15 protein-coding genes are annotated in these 18,278 nt (G+C 64.2%); 9 read left to right on the top strand and 6 right to left on the bottom strand.

Annotated features, from left to right (window positions below):
• Window positions 1-151: 151 nt before the first annotated feature.
• From ACWHXP_RS10775 to ACWHXP_RS10815, 9 genes are all read left to right on the top strand, one after another.
• The gene (locus tag ACWHXP_RS10775) at window positions 152-1,465 is read left to right on the top strand and encodes an MFS transporter (protein ID WP_489625254.1); all 1,314 of its coding nucleotides are present in this window, start codon (window positions 152-154) and stop codon (window positions 1,463-1,465) included.
• A gap of 196 nt (window positions 1,466-1,661) precedes the next feature.
• Window positions 1,662-2,339: a DUF2848 domain-containing protein gene (locus tag ACWHXP_RS10780; protein WP_489633876.1), complete on the top strand. Its 678-nt coding sequence runs from the start codon at window positions 1,662-1,664 to the stop codon at window positions 2,337-2,339.
• 111 nt (window positions 2,340-2,450) lie between these two features.
• Window positions 2,451-3,803, top strand: a complete 1,353-nt coding sequence (locus ACWHXP_RS10785) for an amidase (RefSeq protein WP_489633875.1) — start codon at window positions 2,451-2,453, stop codon at window positions 3,801-3,803.
• A gap of 247 nt (window positions 3,804-4,050) precedes the next feature.
• A complete protein-coding gene (locus ACWHXP_RS10790) occupies window positions 4,051-6,039 on the top strand; it encodes a DNA topoisomerase IV subunit B (RefSeq protein WP_489633874.1) in 1,989 nt (662 codons plus the stop codon).
• 1 nt (window position 6,040) lies between these two features.
• Window positions 6,041-6,937 (top strand): lytic transglycosylase domain-containing protein, encoded by an 897-nt coding sequence (locus tag ACWHXP_RS10795; protein WP_489633873.1) that lies wholly within the window; start codon window positions 6,041-6,043, stop codon window positions 6,935-6,937.
• A 33-nt stretch (window positions 6,938-6,970) separates the two neighbouring features.
• A complete protein-coding gene (gene parC / locus ACWHXP_RS10800) occupies window positions 6,971-9,286 on the top strand; it encodes a DNA topoisomerase IV subunit A (RefSeq protein ID WP_489633872.1) in 2,316 nt (771 codons plus the stop codon).
• Between the two features lie 347 nt (window positions 9,287-9,633).
• Window positions 9,634-10,143: a hypothetical protein gene (locus ACWHXP_RS10805; protein ID WP_489633871.1), complete on the top strand. Its 510-nt coding sequence runs from the start codon at window positions 9,634-9,636 to the stop codon at window positions 10,141-10,143.
• Window positions 10,144-10,182: 39 nt separating this feature from the next.
• Window positions 10,183-10,815, top strand: coding sequence for a hypothetical protein (locus ACWHXP_RS10810; protein ID WP_489633870.1), 633 nt, complete (start codon window positions 10,183-10,185; stop codon window positions 10,813-10,815).
• Window positions 10,812-10,997 carry a hypothetical protein gene (locus tag ACWHXP_RS10815; protein WP_489633869.1) on the top strand — a complete coding sequence of 62 codons (186 nt, stop codon included), beginning with the start codon at window positions 10,812-10,814 and terminating at the stop codon, window positions 10,995-10,997. Before ACWHXP_RS10810 ends, ACWHXP_RS10815 begins: the two co-directional genes overlap by 4 nt.
• Before the next feature lie 7 nt (window positions 10,998-11,004).
• Here ACWHXP_RS10815 and ACWHXP_RS10820 read toward each other — a convergent pair whose 3' ends face one another.
• The 6 genes from ACWHXP_RS10820 to ACWHXP_RS10845 all read right to left on the bottom strand — a co-directional run bounded on the left by ACWHXP_RS10820 (window position 11,005) and on the right by ACWHXP_RS10845 (window position 18,240).
• On the bottom strand, window positions 11,005-11,169 hold the full coding sequence (locus tag ACWHXP_RS10820) for a hypothetical protein (RefSeq protein WP_157845743.1): 165 nt from the start codon (window positions 11,167-11,169) through the stop codon (window positions 11,005-11,007).
• Window positions 11,170-11,236: 67 nt separating this feature from the next.
• A complete protein-coding gene (locus ACWHXP_RS10825) occupies window positions 11,237-12,373 on the bottom strand; it encodes an ABC transporter permease (protein WP_121039314.1) in 1,137 nt (378 codons plus the stop codon).
• Window position 12,374: 1 nt separating this feature from the next.
• Entirely contained in the window at window positions 12,375-15,122 is a 2,748-nt protein-coding gene (rbbA, locus tag ACWHXP_RS10830) for a ribosome-associated ATPase/putative transporter RbbA (RefSeq protein WP_489633868.1), read from the bottom strand.
• Window positions 15,119-16,195, bottom strand: a complete 1,077-nt coding sequence (locus ACWHXP_RS10835; protein WP_489633867.1) for an HlyD family secretion protein — start codon at window positions 16,193-16,195, stop codon at window positions 15,119-15,121. The genes rbbA and ACWHXP_RS10835 overlap by 4 nt, the downstream gene beginning before the upstream one ends.
• Window positions 16,192-17,634, bottom strand: a complete 1,443-nt coding sequence (locus tag ACWHXP_RS10840; RefSeq protein ID WP_489633866.1) for an efflux transporter outer membrane subunit — start codon at window positions 17,632-17,634, stop codon at window positions 16,192-16,194. The genes ACWHXP_RS10835 and ACWHXP_RS10840 overlap by 4 nt, the downstream gene beginning before the upstream one ends.
• 237 nt (window positions 17,635-17,871) lie before the next feature.
• Complete coding sequence (locus tag ACWHXP_RS10845) at window positions 17,872-18,240, bottom strand: Hpt domain-containing protein (protein ID WP_489633865.1); 369 nt, start codon at window positions 18,238-18,240, stop codon at window positions 17,872-17,874.
• Window positions 18,241-18,278: the final 38 nt, after the last annotated feature.

Here is an 18,278-nt window from a genome sequence, read left to right on the forward strand (position 1 = left end):
TGCATCCCCATACTGAATTCAGACCGGCGCCTTCGGGCTGGCACCGGAACATGCCCGGCCCTGCAGTGCTTGCCGCCGCTCCCATCCCATCCATGCAGAACACAACACGGCGCCGTCACACGGACGCCGGCCACACTTGAGGAGGTTTTCCATGTCGTATTCCCCATCCGCTGCGGCCACCGCGGTGCCCCCGGCCAGCAGCAGTGCCAGCCTCGAGGCGACCTACGGCAAGATCGCCTGGCGCCTGATTCCCTTCCTGGTCTTCCTGTTCGTGCTGGCCTGGATCGACCGCGTCAATGTCGGCTTCGCCAAGCTGCAGATGCTGCAGGACCTGCAGTTCTCGGAGGCGGTGTATGGCCTGGGCGCGGGTATTTTCTTCATCGGCTATTTCCTTTTTGAAGTGCCAAGCAACCTGCTGCTGGAAAAGATCGGCGCCCGCAAGACGCTGGCGCGCATCACCATCCTGTGGGGCCTGGCCTCGATGGCCATGGCCTACGTCACCACGCCGACCAGTTTCTATGTGCTGCGCTTCCTGCTGGGCATCTTCGAAGCAGGCTTCTTCCCCGGCGTAGTGCTGTATCTGACTTACTGGTTCCCGGCCAAGCGCCGTGCCCGCGTCAATGGCCTCTTCATGACCTCCTTTGCCATCGCCGGCGCAGTCGGTGGCCCCATTGCCGGGCTCATCATGAGCAGCATGGAAGGCGTGGGCCATCTGGCCAACTGGCAATGGCTCTTCATCATCGAGGGCATTCCGTCGATCCTGGCGGGCTTCGCCGTGCTGGCCTGGCTGCCGGAAAAACCGGCCAATGCCAAGTGGCTGAGCGATGCTGAAAAAACCGCCGTCACGCAAGTGCTGGCCGCCGAGAACAGCGCACCGGGCAAGCATTTCTCCTTCAAGGATGCCTGTGCCAACTACCGCGTCTGGATCTGCGCCGCCGTGTATTTCTGCGTGGTCAGCGGCAATGCCACCATCGCCTTCTGGGCACCGTCCATCATCAAGGAAATCGGCGTCAAGGGTAACCTGCAGATCGGCCTGATCTCGGCCATCCCCTTCGTGGCCGGCACGCTGGCCATGGTGTGGAACGGCTTCCACTCCGACAAGACCGGCGAGCGCCGCCTGCACAGCGCCATCGCCACGCTCATCGCCTGCATCGGCTTGATCGCCACCGGCATGACGCTGGGCAATGCGACGCTGGCCCTGTGTTCGCTGACGCTGGCGGCCATCGGCATCCTGGCGGCCTTCCCGGTGTTCTGGTCGATTCCCGGCGCCTTCCTGGCCGGCACGGCAGCCGCTGGCGGCATCGCCCTCATCAACTCCATCGGCAACCTGGCTGGCTTCGTGGCCCCTTACATGATCGGCGCGTTGAAGACCAGCACCGGGTCGCTCTCCTCCGGCCTGTATTTCGTGGCCGCGCTCGAATTCCTCGCCAGCTTCCTGGTGGTGGTGTTCGTCAAGAAGCATTGAAGGCAAATCAAATGCTCTTCTGACTTTTCCTATTCCGTTCCCCCCTTCCGTTCGAACTGAGTAGATCCGAAGGATCGTATCGAAGGCGTGGCTGCCGTAGCGCCTTCGATACGCTGCTGCGCAGCTACTCAGTCCGAACGGAAGAAGAAGTGCATAGCGCTTCAACCATTGATTCAACCTGTTGGAATAAATACTCATGAAGCTGACCTTTACCCTCCCCGATCAATCCACCCTCCAGGCCGACATCGACACCCTGGTCATCGCCGGCTGGGCCGGCCGCGACATGGCGGCCATCGAGCATCACATCGAAGAACTGGAAGCGCTGGGCATCTCGCGTCCCAGCGCGGTACCGCTGTTCTATCGCGTCTCGGCCAACCAGCTCTCTCAGGCCGCGCAGGTGCAGGTGCTGGGCGAGGCGTCGTCCGGTGAAGTGGAGACCTTCGTCTTCAACAGCGGCGACGAGCTGTATGTCTCGATTGCCTCCGACCACACCGACCGCAAGCTGGAAGCGCACAGCGTGGCCTTCTCCAAGCAGGCCTGCGTCAAGCCCGTGGGCAGCAGCGCGTGGAAGCTGTCGGACGTGGCCGAGTACTGGGATGAACTGGTGATCCGCTCCTGGATCGAGGAAGACGGTGCCACCAAGCTCTACCAGGAAGGTACGCTGGCCTCGCTGCGTACGCCCGGCGACCTGATCGCGCGCTTCACGCAAGGCGGCGCCACCCTGCCCGAGGGCTGCGGCATGACCTGCGGCACCGTGGGTGCCATCGGCGGCATCCGTCCTGCGGCATCCTTCACGATGGAACTGTTCGACCCGCGCCGCCAACGCGCCCTGCGCCACCATTACGTGGCCGAGTCGCTGGCCGAGGTGGCCTGATTCCACGGGGCGGCCCAAGCTGGCCGCCCATGCGCCTTTGTTGGATGCGCCAGGCAATGCGATACTTGCGCATCTGCGAATTTGTCCTCCGACCACACCGACTCCCTCATCATGCCGAGCACACTCTCCCAACTGGCCGCCGACCTCGATGCCGGCCGCATCACTTCCCTGCAACTGACCGAACAAGCCCTGGCCCGCATCGCCGATCCGGCGGGCGAAGGCGCGCGCGTCTTCACCAGCGTCTACGCCGAGCAGGCGCGCGCCGCCGCACGCGCTTCCGATACCCTGCGCGCGGCCAAACTGTGTCGCTCGCCGCTGGAAGGTGTACCGGTCTCGGTCAAGGATCTGTTTGATGTCGCCGGCGAAACCACGCTGGCCGGCTCCGTCGTCCTGCGCGGCAAGCCCGCTGCCACCGAACATGCGGCGGTGGTGCAGAACCTGCTCAAGGCCGGTGCCATCGTCATCGGCAAGACCAACATGACCGAGTTCGCCTACTCGGGCCTGGGCATCAATCCGCATTACGGCACGCCGCAAAACACCTGGGAGCGCAATGTCGAAGGCGGCCGCATTCCCGGCGGTTCTTCTTCCGGCGCGGCCATCTCGGTGACCGATGGCATGGCCTTCGCCGCGGTCGGGTCCGATACCGGCGGATCCGTGCGCATCCCCTCGGCACTGAACGGCCTGACCGGATTCAAGCCCACGGCCGCACGGGTGTCCATGCAAGGTGTACTGCCACTGTCCGCTTACCTGGACTCGATTGGCCCGCTGGCTGTATCGGTAGAATGCTGCGCCATCATGGACGCTGTACTGGCCGGTGAAGCCTATGTGTCCGTAGTCGCCCATCCGCTGCGCGGCCTGCGCCTGCTGGCCCCGACCAATGTGGTACTGGACGCCATGGACGAGACCGTCGGCAAGGCCTATCGCGCCGCGCTGGACAAACTCCGCGCCGCCGGTGCCGTCATCGTCGAAGCCGAAGTGCCGGCCTTCAACGCCCTGGCCGCCATCAATGCCAAGGGCGGCTTCACCGCTGCCGAAGCCTACGCCTGGCACCGCGCCCTGATCGCCGAGAACGCCGGCGGCTATGACCAGCGCGTGGTTTCGCGCATCCTGCGCGGCAAGGACATGAGCGCCGCCGACCTGCTCGACGTGCTGCACGCCCGCCCGCGCTGGATCGCCGAAGTGCAGGCGCAACTGGCCGGTTACGATGCGCTGGTGATGCCGACCGTACCCATCGTCGCGCCGCGTATTGCCGAGCTGCAAGCCAGCGACGATGCCTATTACGCCGCAAACGGCAAGATCCTGCGCAACCCGACGCTGATCAACTTCCTCGATGGCTGCGCCGTCTCCCTGCCCTGCCATGCGCCCGGCACTGCCCCGGTCGGGCTGTCGCTGGCGGCGGCCGGCGGCGAGGACAAGCGCCTGCTGTCGATCGCCCTGGCGGTGGAAGGACTGCTGGCCGCCTGATCCAGAGATTTGCTCCACTGACAAGGCTTGCGTGCGCGCAAGCCTTTTTTGTGCGCGCTTTTAGCCGCATTTACATGCTGTTACCGACATGTCCTGCCCGGTAGGGAACAATCCGCCTTGCCAGACGCCGAATCCACGGAATTTTCATTAGAATGCGCTTTTGCAGCGCAAGATGGCCCCTTGGCGGGCCGCTGCGCTGGACGAACAGACAACAACCCTCCGGCATCAGCCACGACCACTCATCTGCATGGCAACCAAAAAAACAACCCCGTCCGATTACAGTGAATCATCGATCCGTGTCCTCAAGGGACTGGAGCCGGTCAAGCAGCGTCCGGGCATGTACACGCGCACCGAGAATCCGCTGCACATCCTCCAGGAAGTGATCGACAACGCCTCTGACGAAGCGCTGGGCGGCTACGGCAAGAGCATCATCGTCACCATCAACGCCGACGGCAGCGTCAGCGTGGAAGACGATGGCCGCGGCATCCCGGTCGGCCTGCACCCGGAAGAAAAAGTCCCCACCGTCGAGATCGTCTTCACCCGCCTGCATGCGGGCGGCAAGTTCGACAAGGGTTCCGGCGGTGCCTATGCCTTCTCGGGCGGCCTGCACGGCGTGGGCGTCTCGGTCACCAATGCGCTGGCCACGCGCCTGGAAATCACGGTCTGGCGCGAAGGCAGCGTGCACACGCTGGCCTTCTCGGGCGGCGACGTCATCGAGAAACTGAAGTCGCGCCCCGCCACTCGCGAGGACAAGAAGTCCGGCACCCGCGTGACCGTCTGGCCGGACGCCAAGTATTTCGACTCGGCCACCATTCCGCTGGGCGAGCTGCAGCGCCTGCTGCGTTCCAAGGCGGTGCTGCTGCCAGGCGTGAAGGTCACGCTGATCAACGCCAAAACCGGCGACACCCAGAACTGGCAGTACGATCAAGGCCTGCGCGGCTACCTGATGGAGCAACTGGCGCAGACCGGCAGCGGCGAAACGTTGATCCCGCTGTTCGAAGGCGAACAGTTCGCCGGCAAGGATGCCGAAGGCTTCGCCGAGGGCGAAGGCGCCTCCTGGGTGGTGGCCTGGACCGAAGAAGGTGCCGTGGTGCGCGAGTCCTACGTCAACCTGATCCCCACCTCCAACGGCGGCACCCACGAATCGGGCCTGCGCGAAGGCCTGTTCTCGGCGGTCAAGAGTTTTGCGGAAATGCATTCGCTGCTGCCCAAGGGCGTCAAACTCCTGGCCGAGGACGTGTTTGCGCGCGTCTCCTTCGTGCTCTCGGCCAAGGTGCTGGATCCGCAATTCCAGGGCCAGATCAAGGAACGCCTGAACTCGCGCGATGCCGTGCGACTGGTCGCCGGTTACTCGCGTCCGGCGCTGGAGCTGTGGCTGAACCAGCACGTGGAATACGGCAAGAAGCTGGCCGAGCTGGTCATCAAGCAGGCCCAAAGCCGCCTGCGCTCGGCGCAAAAGGTCGAAAAGAAGAAATCTTCAGGCGTGGCCGTGCTGCCGGGCAAGCTGACCGATTGCGAATCCTCGGATGTGACGCGCAATGAAATTTTCCTGGTGGAGGGCGACTCCGCCGGCGGCTCCGCCAAGATGGGCCGCGACAAGGAATTCCAGGCCATCCTGCCCTTGCGCGGCAAGGTCCTGAACGCCTGGGAAACCGAGCGCGACCGCCTCTTCGCCAACAATGAAATCCACGATATCGCCGTGGCCATCGGCGTCGATCCGCATGGCATCAACGACACGCCCGATCTCTCCGGCCTGCGTTACGGCAAGATCTGCATCCTCTCGGACGCGGACGTGGACGGCTCGCACATCCAGGTATTGCTGCTGACGCTGTTCTTCCGTCACTTCCCCAAGCTGATCGAGAACGGCCACATCTGCGTGGCGCGCCCGCCGCTCTATCGGGTCGATGCCCCTGCACGCGGCAAGAAGCCGGTGCAGAAGCTCTATGCGCTGGACGATGGCGAACTTGAAGCCATCGAAGACAAGCTGCGCAAGGATGGCCTGAAGGAAGGTGCCTGGAGCATTTCCCGCTTCAAAGGCCTGGGCGAGATGAATGCCGAGCAGCTGTGGGAAACCACCATGAACCCGGACACGCGCCGCCTGCTGCCGATCAGCTTCGGCGAGCCTGGCGTGCAGACCTCCGAAGAGCGTTTCAACATGCTCATGGGCAAGGGCGAAGCGGCGTCCCGCCGCGCCTGGATCGAAGAGCACGGCAACGAAGCCGAAGCGGACATCTGACATGCGCCGCCCCGCGTTCCTGCACACCAGCGCTCTCGCCGCCCTCCTGGGCGCGGCGGCGCTGCTCTGTGCCGGACCGGTACAGTCGCAGCAAGTGGTCCGGTACACCGATGCCGATGGTGTACAGCACATGCGGGTGGAAGCAGCGGACAGTGGCCGGGACAGTACCGGTACGGCTGCCGCTTCAAAGAAGTCCAAGACCATTGTGTACCGGTACACCGATGCCGATGGCGCGGTGCACTTCTATGCCCAGACCCTGGACGACCCGGACAAGCTCATGGCCAGCAGTGCAACGCTGCTCAACCATCCCGGCAGCAAGGAAGCGGTGACCCCGGCCGATCCGCCTTTCGTGCGGACCATGCTGGCTCATCGCGATGCGCGCAAGTACGACGACCTGCTCACCGAAGCGGCCGGCGAATTCGGCCTGGATGCGGCGCTGCTGAAGGCGGTGATGACGGCCGAATCCGGCTTCAATGCCACGGCCGTCTCGAGCAAAGGCGCGGTCGGCCTGATGCAGATCCTGCCCGACACCGCCGAGCGCTACGGCCTGCAGGGGGATCGTCGCAAGACGCTGCACCAGAAGCTGACCGATCCGAAGATCAACATCCGCCTGGCCGCGCGCTACCTGCGCGATCTGATGGCGATGTTCCCGCAGCACGTGGAACTGGCCATTGCCTCCTACAACGCCGGGGAAGGCGCGGTGCAGAAGTATGGCAACAAGATCCCGCCCTATCCCGAGACACAGGGCTATGTGCGGCTGGTGTCGCGGTTCTATGAACTGTACCGGCCCGCCGGCGCACTGCGCCTGGCCGCAGGCGAGCGCGGCAACGCCAATGCCAGCGGCAATGCGCGCCTGAAGGTGACGCTGCCCCCGCGCGAGCCCGCCATCAACGATTAACCCAGTCAATACGAACACAACAAGACAAGCTCCATGACCGATCAACCGACCCTCTTTGACCAAGCCCCGGCTGCGCCCGATGGCGAATCGCTGACGCTGTCCACCTTCGCCGAACGCGCCTATCTCGATTACGCGATCTCGGTGGTCAAGGGCCGCGCCCTGCCTGATGTCGCCGACGGCCAGAAGCCGGTACAGCGCCGCATCCTCTATGCGATGAACGAACTGTCGCTGAACTCGGCGGCCAAACCGCGCAAGTCCGCCGCCGTGGTCGGCGACGTGCTGGGCAAGCTGCACCCGCACGGCGACCAGTCGGTGTATGACGCCCTGGTGCGCATGGCGCAGGATTTTTCGCTGCGCTATCCCTTGATCGACGGCCACGGCAACTTCGGTTCGCGCGATGGCGATGGCGCAGCGGCGATGCGCTACACCGAAGCACGCCTGACGCCCATCAGCAAATTGCTGCTCGATGAAATCGATATGGGCACGGTGGATTTCCAGCCCAACTACGATGGCTCCACCGAAGAGCCGCGCCTCCTGCCGGCGCGCCTGCCCTTCCTGCTGTTGAACGGTGCCTCCGGCATTGCCGTGGGCATGGCCACTGAAATCCCCTCGCACAACCTGACCGAAGTGGCCAAGGCGGCCGTGGCGATGATCCGCAATCCCAAGATCACGCACGCCGAGCTGATGGAACTGATCCCCGGCCCGGACTTCCCCGGTGGCGGCCAGATCATCACCCCGAAGTCGACCATCGCCGAGATGTACCAGAGCGGCCGTGGCAGCCTGAAGGTGCGCGCACGCTGGAAGATCGAAGACCTGGCGCGCGGCCAGTGGCAGGCGGTCATCACCGAACTGCCGCCGGGCGTTTCCTCGCAGCGCGTGCTGGAAGAAATCGAAGAACTGACCAACCCCAAGCTGAAGCTGGGCAAGAAGTCGCTGACGCCCGAACAGCAGGCGCAGAAGGCGGCCATCCTGGGCCTGCTCGATGCAGTGCGCGACGAGTCCGGCCGCGAAGCGCCGGTGCGCCTGGTGTTCGAGCCGAAGTCCAAGAACCAGGACCAGACCGAGTTCATGAACACGCTGCTGGCGCAGACCTCGCTGGAGACCAGTGCCTCGCTGAACCTGGTGATGATCGGCGGCGATGGCCGTCCGCGCCAGAAGAACCTGACTGACATCCTCACCGAGTGGATCAGCTTCCGCTTCGAGACGGTGACGCGCCGTACGCAGTTCCGCATGCAGAAGGTCAACGACCGCATCCACATCCTGGAAGGCCGGGAAGCGGTGCTGTTGAACATCGACAAGGTCATCAAGATCATCCGTGAATCGGACGAACCGAAGCCGGCCCTGATGGACGCCTTCAAGCTCTCCGACCGCCAGGCCGAAGACATTCTGGAAATCCGCCTGCGCCAATTGGCGCGACTGGAAGCCATCAAGATCCAGCAGGAACTGGCCGAACTGCGCAGCGAGAAGACCACGCTGCAGGACCTGCTGGACAATCCGTCCTCGATGAAGCGTCTGGTCATCAAGGAAATCGAAGGCGACGCCAAGACCTACGGCGATGCCCGCCGCACCATCATCGAAGAAGCCGAGCGCGCCACCTTCGAGCAGAAGGTGATCGATGAGCCGGTGACGGTGATCATTTCTCAGAAGGGCTGGGTGCGCGCGCGCACCGGCCATGGCCACGATGCGACGCAGTTCACCTTCAAGGCCGGTGACAGCCTGTATGGCGCATTTGAATGCCGCACCGTGGACAACCTGCTGGCCTTCGGCTCCAACGGCCGGGTCTACACGATTGCGGTGAACGCGCTGCCCAACGCGCGTGGCGATGGTGTGCCTGTGACCACGCTGATCGAACTGGCCAGCGGCAGCAGCATCCAGCATTACTTTGCGGGTCCGGCCGATACCACGCTGTTGCTGGCCTCTGATGCGGCGGCCGGTTTCATTGCCAAGGCGTCCGACATGTTTGGCCGCGTCAAGGGCGGCAAGAGCTTCTTCACGCTCGATGAAGGTGCGCTGCCGCTGGCACCGACGCCGGTGGCGGCCGATGCCAGCGCCGTGGCCTGCGTCTCGGCCAATGGCCGCCTGCTGGTGTTTGGCCTCGATGAGATGAAGACGCTGTCTTCCGGTGGCCGTGGCGTGAACCTGATGGAGCTGGAAAAGAACGAGAAGCTGGTCGCCGCCCAGGCCATCAGCCAGAAGGGTGTCGTGGTCCATGGCACCGGCAACATGAGCAAGCCCAAGGAGATTGCCTTGAGCGGCGAGAAGCTGCTGGCGCACGTGGGCAAGCGCGCACGCAAGGGCCGCGTGCTGGAATCGCGCATCAAGGCGACGGGGTTGCGTTCGCAGGGTTGATACCCGGTTTCTTTTTGCGGTGAAGTCGCCCCCTGCGCAGTTTGGCAGGGGGCGATTTTTTTGATGGCTTGCACAACTGATTGCTTCGTGGGCAAGGGGTGGTCGAAGCATTTCGAATGCGGGGTGGAGTTTTGGGTGTTGGCGTGGAAGAGCCAACGCCTGCTGGGGAGAATGCGCGCTCATTGTTGAAAGCGAGGAGCGTGCAAGATGAGAAACACCCCAGTGAAAGACAGAATCCCGGACAAATCCAAGAGCCTCGTGGCTCGATTACGCTACATCTTTCCCCACCGCGTCCATCAATTTGCGGCCCACCGACCTCAGATGAGTGAGGCGTAATGGCGCGCCCGATGAACTATCTCCTTGCAGCGGCCATAGTGCTGTTGCTCTGCTACGGCACCCTGCGCAAATACAGCACGCTGGTCCGGCCACACTATCCGCCCATCTCCATCTCAGTCAATCCCGCAGGCACCTGCGCGCTCACCGAATACAATTTCCGGGGAGGCGAGCGCTGGTACTGGACTGACCCATATCGCTGGTTCCTGCTGGCGTCCGGGGATGCGTTTTATACGATTACCGATCTGCGTACAGGCAAGATCATCCGGGACTCCACCACTCAAATCGTCCCCGGTCTGGAAGCCAACTCGCTGGTGGCGGTGGCCATGGGAGACGAAGTGTTCTATTGGTCTGCCGATGGCACGAAAGCAAATTTTCCGGGGAGCAGTGCCGAGGATTACTTCCACGAATGGACTGATCTCAAGGAATGCGAGGGGAGGAACGCGGAATCAGACTATGCCAACCTGAATTGCAGAATGGATACAGCCTCTGAGCTCTGTAATCGGCTAAGCGACGCGCTTTGATTCAGGAACTGCATCTTCTATTCAAATCTTGGCAGGGCAATGCAAACTCTCTTTTTTAGTGACCAGATGAAAAGTTGCTTTGCATTTCCATTACTGAGCACCGTGGGCATTGGGTGCGGAGTTTCTGTGGGAGCGCTCAATACGGCCTTCATCACGAATTGCGGAGAAAGTTGCCCGGACGACCCGCTGCTGTGGGCGCTGGGATGTTCCATCACATTTCCCCTTATCGGCCATCTTCTGCTCAAAAAGACACGGCAAACGGTCGCCAATACCATGCTGGTTGCCGTGGCACTGGCAGCCACCGTCCTGCTACCGGCCCTCGCGATGTATGCCTGCAGCCTTCATGAGAAATATTGGAGACTGCATGGCAAGCAGGTTTTCCCGGATATCGAATACAGCCTCATGGTGATTTCAGAGGACCCACTCCCCACACTGGGCATCGCCGAGGCTGAACGCTGTGTCATCAACAATGACCTGCGTTGTGGCGAAAACCCGCAAGTGATTCCAGCCCTGTGCCAAAGCGGATTCGTATCACTGCCACGGAAACATTGGTCCTCTTTCAAGCGACTCCCGAACGAAGATCTGCAAGGCCCCGCGCCTGCCAATGATGACCGGAAATATTATTTAAATGATTTATGCCAGCAACAGGCGACATCAGTGAGTCAACCATGAACAAGATCAAGGCTGCGGTTTCTCACCACGAGCGTGAAATCGCCGAACTGCGCGCGAACCCTGTACTGGCCATCGAGTACCTGAAGGCCGCTGTGGAGTCACTGGACAGTCCGGATGACCTCCCTGCCGCGTTGCTGGCACTGCGCGCCATCAGCGAAGCCTGTGGTGATGCCGGCTCTTGAAAACTCGTCACCCAATCGCCACCGACACCCGATACACCAACACCCCCAGCAATCCAAACGCCCCCGCCAGCATGCAATAAGGTGCCCAGCGTTGCGCGCGTTGGCCGTAGCCGATCAGCAGCAGCGCGATGCTGATGAGCGGTATCCAGGTTGACGGGCTGTTGAAGTCCATGATGATTGCTCCCGGTTGATTGCATCGCTAGTCATGTGGGCAGCGCAGCTGCGCGCGCCCTCCTCCATCACGCCATCTGGCTGATGGTCTTTCTGAACCGGCCCAGTGCAGCTACAAACAGGACCAGGCCAATTGCCAGGATGGCCAGCAGTTGCGGCCAGATCACTTCCAGGCCAGCGCCCCGGTACAGTATGGCTTGCCCCGCCGCGACAAAATGCGTGGTCGGGGCGGCCAGCATGATGTCCTGTACCGGTACAGGCATGCTCTCGCGCGGCGTGGAGCCGCCCGACAGCAATTGCAGCGGCAACAGCACCAGTACGGTGAGCATCCCGAACTGCGGCATCGAACGCGCCAACGTGGCCATGAAGATGCCCATCGAGGTAGTGGCAAACAGATGCAGCACCGTCACCAGCATGAACAGCGCCAGCGAGCCCTCGATGGGCACCTGCAAGGCGCCCCGCACGATCAGCAGCAACGACATCAAGGCCGCCAGCGCCACCACCGAACCCATCGCCCACACCTTGGCCAGCATGATCTCGGCCGGACTCACCGGCATCACCAGCAGGTGTTCGATGGTGCCGTGCTCGCGCTCGCGAATGAGCGCCGCCCCCGTCAGGATGATGGAGAGCATGGTGACGTTGTTGATGATCTCCATGAGCGAGCCGAACCAGGATTGCTCCAGGTTGGGATTGAAGCGCATGCGCAAGGCCAGTCCCACCGGCGCATCGCCAGCGGCCTCGCTACGCCGCACGAATTGCGTGACCTCGTTGCTGACCATCTGCTGGATGTAGCTGTTGCCGGTAAACGCCTGGCTCATGCGCGTAGCATCCACGTTCAACTGGACCGCTGGCGCGCGCCCGGCCAGCACGTCACGCTGGAAATCTGCCGGGATGTCCAAGACGAAGGTGTAGTCTCCTGCATCGAGCCCGGCATCGGCCTCGCGCGCCGTCACCAGCCGGGCCACCTTGAAATGCGGGGGATAGAACAAGGACGCAATGCGTGCCGACAGCGGCGAGCCATCGTTGTCGACGATGGCGATGGCGGCATTGTGCAGGCTCTCCGGCATGGCCGTGGCGGCCACATAGATGGAGAGCGTGAAGGTGTAGGCGATCAGCACCAGCATGGCCGGATCGCGCAGCAGGCTCCACAGCTCCTTGACGCCGAGACGAAAAATGTTGGACAGGCTGGCAGGCGCGCGGCGCATCTCATTGCTCCTGCTTCTTCAGCAGCCACACCGACAACCCCAGGATCACGGGGGCCGCCAGCACCAGCGGCCAGAACGAGGCGCCCAGGTCACCCACCGCCAGCGCCTTGCTGAACACGCCACGGCTGATGGTGAGGAAATGCGTGGCCGGATAGACCTGTCCGATCAGCGCACCCATGCCTTCGAGCGAAGAGACCGGATTCAACAGTCCGGCGAACTGCACGCAGGGAATGATGGTGCCGATCATGGTCACGAAGAGGGCCGCAATCTGGCTGCGCGTAAAGGTCGAAGCCAAGAGGCCAAACCCGGTCGAGCAGATGATGAAGACCAGCGCCGCCAGCGTCAGCGTGAAGAGGCTGCCCTTGACCGGCACCCCGAACACGGTCACGGCCAGCAGCGTCAGCATGGCGAAATTGAGCATGCCCAGCACCAGATAAGGCAGCTGCTTGCCCAGCAGGAATTCGGTACGCGTGACCGGCGTGACGTAGAGATTGAGGATGGAGCCGAGCTCCTTCTCGCGCACCACCGACAGCGCCGTCAGCATGGCCGGGATCATCATCAGCAGCAGCGGGATGATGGCCGGCACCATGGCAGGGAGGCTCTTGACGTCCGGGTTGTAGCGATAGCGCGTCTCGATCGTGGCGGGCTGCGCCAGGCGCTGGCCCAGCCGGTGCGTGGCCATGTCGGCCAGCCACAGTTGATGCATGCCCTGCACGTAACCGCGCACGGTCTCGGCGCGCGTGGGCATGGCACCATCGACCCAGGCCCCTACTTCCACCGGCTTGCCGCGTGCGATGTCACGGGCGAAGCCGGGCGGGATTTCAATGGCCAGAGAGATCTCGCCGCTGCGCATGCGGCGGTCCAGGTCCTGGTAATCGCGGATGGGCGGCTGCTCGATGAAGTAGCGCGAACCCGACAGGTTCAGCGCATAGTTCTGGCTCAGGCCGGTCTGGTCGCGGTCGAGCACGGCATAGCTGAGGTTTTCCACGTCGAGGTTGATGCCATAGCCGATGATGAACATCAGGATCACCGTGCCCAGCAAGGCCAGGGTGGCGCGCACCGGGTCGCGCCGCAGTTCCAGGCTCTCGCGCTGGCTGTAGCTGAGGGCGCGGCCCAGGCTGGTGCGCAGGCGGCCATCGCCAGCTGGCGCGGGGTTCCGGGCCGATGTGACTTTTACTTCAGGCGCAGGCGGCATTGCGCCCTTCCCGGCCGCTTCTTCCAGGTACCCAATGAAGGCTTGTTCCAAAGTCGCCGACCCGCGCTGGCGGATCAGTTCCTCCGGCGTGGCGCTGACCAGCACGCGCCCGGCGTGCATGAGCGAAATGCGGTCGCAGCGCTGGGCCTCGTTCATGAAATGGGTGGAGATGAATATCGTCACCTGGTCGCGCCGCGCGAGATCGATCATCAATTGCCAGAACAGGTCGCGCGCGATCGGGTCCACGCCCGAAGTCGGTTCATCCAGGATCAGCAGCTCCGGCTTGTGCACCATCGCCACGGCCAGCGAGAGCCGCTGGCGGATGCCCAGCGGCAGGCTCTCGGGCAGGCTGTCCATCACCTCCTGCAGGCCGAAGCGCTGCGCCATCTCTTCTGTGCGCGCCGCGATCTGCTCCTGCGGCACGCGATACAGCCGTGCATGCAGCACCAGGTTCTGGCGCACGCTCAATTCGCCATACAGCGAAAAGGCCTGCGACATGTAGCCCACACGCGCCCGCGTCGCCATGTCGCGCGGATCGACGGCCTGGCCGAACAGCCAGGCCTGGCCTTCGCTGGCAGGCAGGAGGCCGGTCAGCATCTTCATGGTGGTGGATTTGCCGCAGCCGTTGGAGCCCAGGAATCCGAAGATCTCGCCGCGCCGGATGCGGAAGTCCACATGATCCACCGCCACGAAATCGCCGAACCGCATGGTCAGGCCGCGCGCTTCGATGGCGATCTCGGCTTGCCGCGCCGGGTCCAGCGGTGTCACCTGCACGGGCTGGTGGCCGCGCCGTTTATCGGGTGGCAGCAAGGCGATGAAGGCCTCTTCCAGTGCCGCCGTACCGGTGCGCGCATGCAGCTCGGCAGGCGTGCCGGTGGCCAGGATCTGGCCGTCATCCATGGCCACCAGGAAATCGAAGCGGTCGGCTTCTTCCATGTAGGCCGTCGCCACGATGACGCTCATGCCGGGCCGCTGCTGGCGTATGTGCGCGATGAGGTCCCAGAACTGCGCACGCGAGAGCGGATCGACGCCGGTGGTGGGTTCGTCCAGGATCAGCAGGTCAGGGTCGTGGATCAGCGAACAGCACAACCCCAGCTTCTGCTTCATGCCGCCGGAGAGCTTGCCCGCCGGCCGCGCCAGGAAAGGCGACAGGCCGGTGCCGGCGGTGAGCGTATCGATGCGCTGGCGACGCTCCTGCGCGGACTGGCCGAACAGGCGGCCAAAGAATTGCAGGTTCTCCTCCACCGACAGCGTCGGATACAGATTCTTGCCCAGACCCTGCGGCATGTAGGCAATGCGCGGGCAGACCGCTTCACGATGTGCGGCGCGGCGCATGTCGCCACCGAGGACCTCCACGTCCCCTTCCTGCAGGGCGCGTGCACCGGCCACCAGCGAGAGCAGGCTGGATTTGCCCACGCCATCGGGCCCGATCAGGCCGACCATGCAGCCGGCCGGAATCTCCAGCGAGATCGCCTGCAAGGCCGGCTTCTGGCCATAGCGCAGCGACACGCCCGACAGGCGCGCCACCAGGCTCTGACCAAGGCTCTCTGTCATTGCGGGACCTTCACCGCCAGCGTGGCGGGCCAGTCACGCGCATGGTCGGTCCGCACCCAGGCCACGCCGGGCAAGCCGGTCTTGACCAGGGTCAGGTGCTGGCGCAGCAGCGCCGGATCGATCTGCGCCTTGACGCGAAACATCAGCTTCTGCCGCTCGCTGGCGGTCTCTACCGTCTTGGGCGTGAACTGCGCAGTGCTGGCCACGAATGAAATACGCGCCGGGATCACGTATTGCGGGGCGGCGTCCAGCACGATGCGTGCCTCGCCGCCCAGCGCCAGCTTGCCGGCGACGGTCTCGGGAACGAAGAAGGTCATGTAGACATCGCTCAAGTCCACCAGGTTGAGCAGCTTGCCGCCCCCGCCCAGCACTTCGCCCGGCTGAGCGATGCGGTATTGCACGCGTCCGGCGCGCGGGGCCACGAGCGTGCTGTCGTCGATGTCGACCTTGATGCGCTGGACCGTGGCCACTGCGGCCGTGACCGTAGCGCGCGCACCGCTGACCTGGGTGCGCGCGGCTGCCACGGCGGCCTGGGCGGCAGTCACTTGTGCCTTGGCGGCCGTGAAGGCCGCTTCCATGCTCAGCACGCGGGCACGGTCGTCGTCCACTTCCTGCAGCGAGGAGGCGCCTTCCTTGACCAGCACCTCCGAGCGCGCCAGGCGGCGCCGTGCCGCATCCAGCTCGCTGGCGCGCTGCGCGGCCTGGGCCAATGCGGCCTGATGATCGCTCTCGCGCACGGCCACCTGGGCCTCGGCACTGGCCACGGCCGAGACCGATTGCTGCTGGCGCGCCTGGGCCTCGTCGCGCTGGGCTTCCAGCGACAGTACCTGCATGCGGGCCAGCGGCTGGCCGGCTGCGACGAAGTCGCCTTCATTGACGAGGATTGCATCGACCCGGCCACCCAGCTTGGTGGCCACATCCACTTCGGTGGCTTCGATGCGGCCGTTGCCGCTGGCGAATCCCTCGCCGGGGCCGCTGTGGTGCAGGCGCAGCCAGGCATAGGCCGCACCGCCGGCGAGGAGCACGGCCAGCGCGGCGGCCAGCAGGGGTTTCTTGGCGTGAGGGAGCGTCATGGTCGGGGTCCGGAAGAAAGGGGGAAAGCCGCAGGCGCATTGCTGTCGCCACCCAGCGCCGCATACAGCGCCACCGACGAGGACAGCAGCGCACGCCGGATCTGCACCCGCTGCTGGCGTGCGCTCAGCAGGTCGCGCTGGGCGTCGAGCACGTCGAGGAAAGGCGCAGCGCCGTTGTCATAGCGCAGCGTGGACAGGCGCGCCCGCTCGGTCTGGACCTGCACCGCCGTCTCGGCAATGGCGAGCTGGCGGGTCAGCCACTGGCGCGCGGCCAGCGCATCGGCGACGTCACGGAAGGCGGACTGGATGGTTTTTTCGTAATTGGCCACGGCCAGGTCGCGCCGCACTTCGGCCAGGTTCAGGTTGTTGCGCAGGCGGCCTGCCGTGAAGATCGGCAGCGACAGGCTGGGCGAGAAACTCCAGGCATGGCTGCCATCGCGGAACAATCCGCTCAGTTCAGCGCTGGCCGTGCCGAGGTTGCCCGTGAGCGAAATGCCGGGAAAGAAGGCCGCGCGTGCTGCACCGATATTGGCATTGGCCGCTTGCAGGCGATGCTCGGCAGCGGCCACGTCGGGGCGGCGCGTGAGCAGCAGCGAAGGCGTGCCCGGCGACAGCGCCGGGAACACCGCATCCAGTGCCGGCCGCGCCTGGCCAACTGGAAGTTCCAGTGGCGAACCGACCAGCAGCGTGAGTGCATTCAAACGTTGTGCGCGCTGCTGTTCCAGCTGTGCGCCCAAGGCCTGGGCTTGTGTGAGCAGGGTCTCGATCTGGGTCAGGTTCAGGCGCGAGGTGGCGCCGACCTCGACCCGGCGCGCAAAGATGCGATAGCTCTCCTGCCGGCTGGCGATGGTGTCGCGGGCGATGGCCAGGCGTTCGTCGATCTCGGCCAATTCCAGCCAGGCATCGGCCACCTGGGCCACCAGGCTCAGGGCTGCGGCACGGCGGGTGGCTTCGCTGGCCAGCGCGGTTTGCAGCGCGGCGTCATCCAGGCTGCGCAGGCGGCCCCACAGGTCCAGCTCCCAGGTGCTCAGGCCCACGCCGGCCTGATAGGCACTGCCGACCAGCGGGCGTCCGGTCAGGTTGAGGTCGGCCGGAGTGCGCGAGCGATCCAGGCCTGCCTGTGCACCAACGGAGGGAAACAGGTCGGCGCGCTGGATGCCGTAGAGCGCCCTCGCCTCCTCGACCCGCAAGGCCGCTGCCCGCAGGTCGCGGTTGTTGGCCAGAGCCTGGGTAATGAGGGCTTGCAGTTGCGGATCGCGGAACCAGGCTTGCCAGCCGAGTGCCGGTGCGGCTTCACCCGCGCCATCGGCCTGCTGCGGATAGTGCGCCGCCACCGGTGCAGCGGGCCGCTGGTAATCCGGCGCCATCGACTGGCAGGCCACCAGCAGGAGCGGCAAGGCAGCCAGCAAGGGACGGATTCGCAGAGAGGGTTCGCACATCGTGATTCTCGGCATCGGCAGGAAATGGAGCGACGGAAAGCTTCGTCAAAAGCTTCGTCTGGAGTGACCACATTATGAAGAGCCCTGCTGAAAACCCGATTGATGTACGTCAGGTTACTGACTGATGAGTCGGTAATTTATGAAGGATGCGACGGGGGGAGGCCTGAGGGAAGGCGTCTGCGGGGGGAAGTGCAAAAAGTGCGAAAAATTCGGAAAGACGCGCCGGGCAACGTGGCTTTATTGCGCCACGCCGACCTGGTCGACGTAATGGCGCACTTCGGCGGCAACGGCGGTGAACAAGCTCTGCAATTCGGGCAGCTGCGGCTGGGCGCTTTGGGGCGGTTCGGCGCGGGACTGGGTTTCCACGCTCTTGAGCAGTTCGGTCAGCACGCCGGCCCCGACCAGGGCGGTCATGCTCTTGAGGCTGTGTGCCTCGCGTTTGACCTGGGCGGCGTCATCGGCGCAGATGGCTTGCGCCAGCCGGTCGAAGGTGGCGGGAGCGCTCTGGGCGAAGGTGCCGAACATGTGGCGGCAGGCAGCGGCATCGCCACCCATGGCATCGAGCAAGGGTTCGGGGTTGATGTGCTGGTATCGGTGGTCGTTCACGCGTTTCTCCCTGTGGCCGACGCAATATACGCAAGATA

The organism is Herbaspirillum sp. Her2, assembly GCF_057961375.1.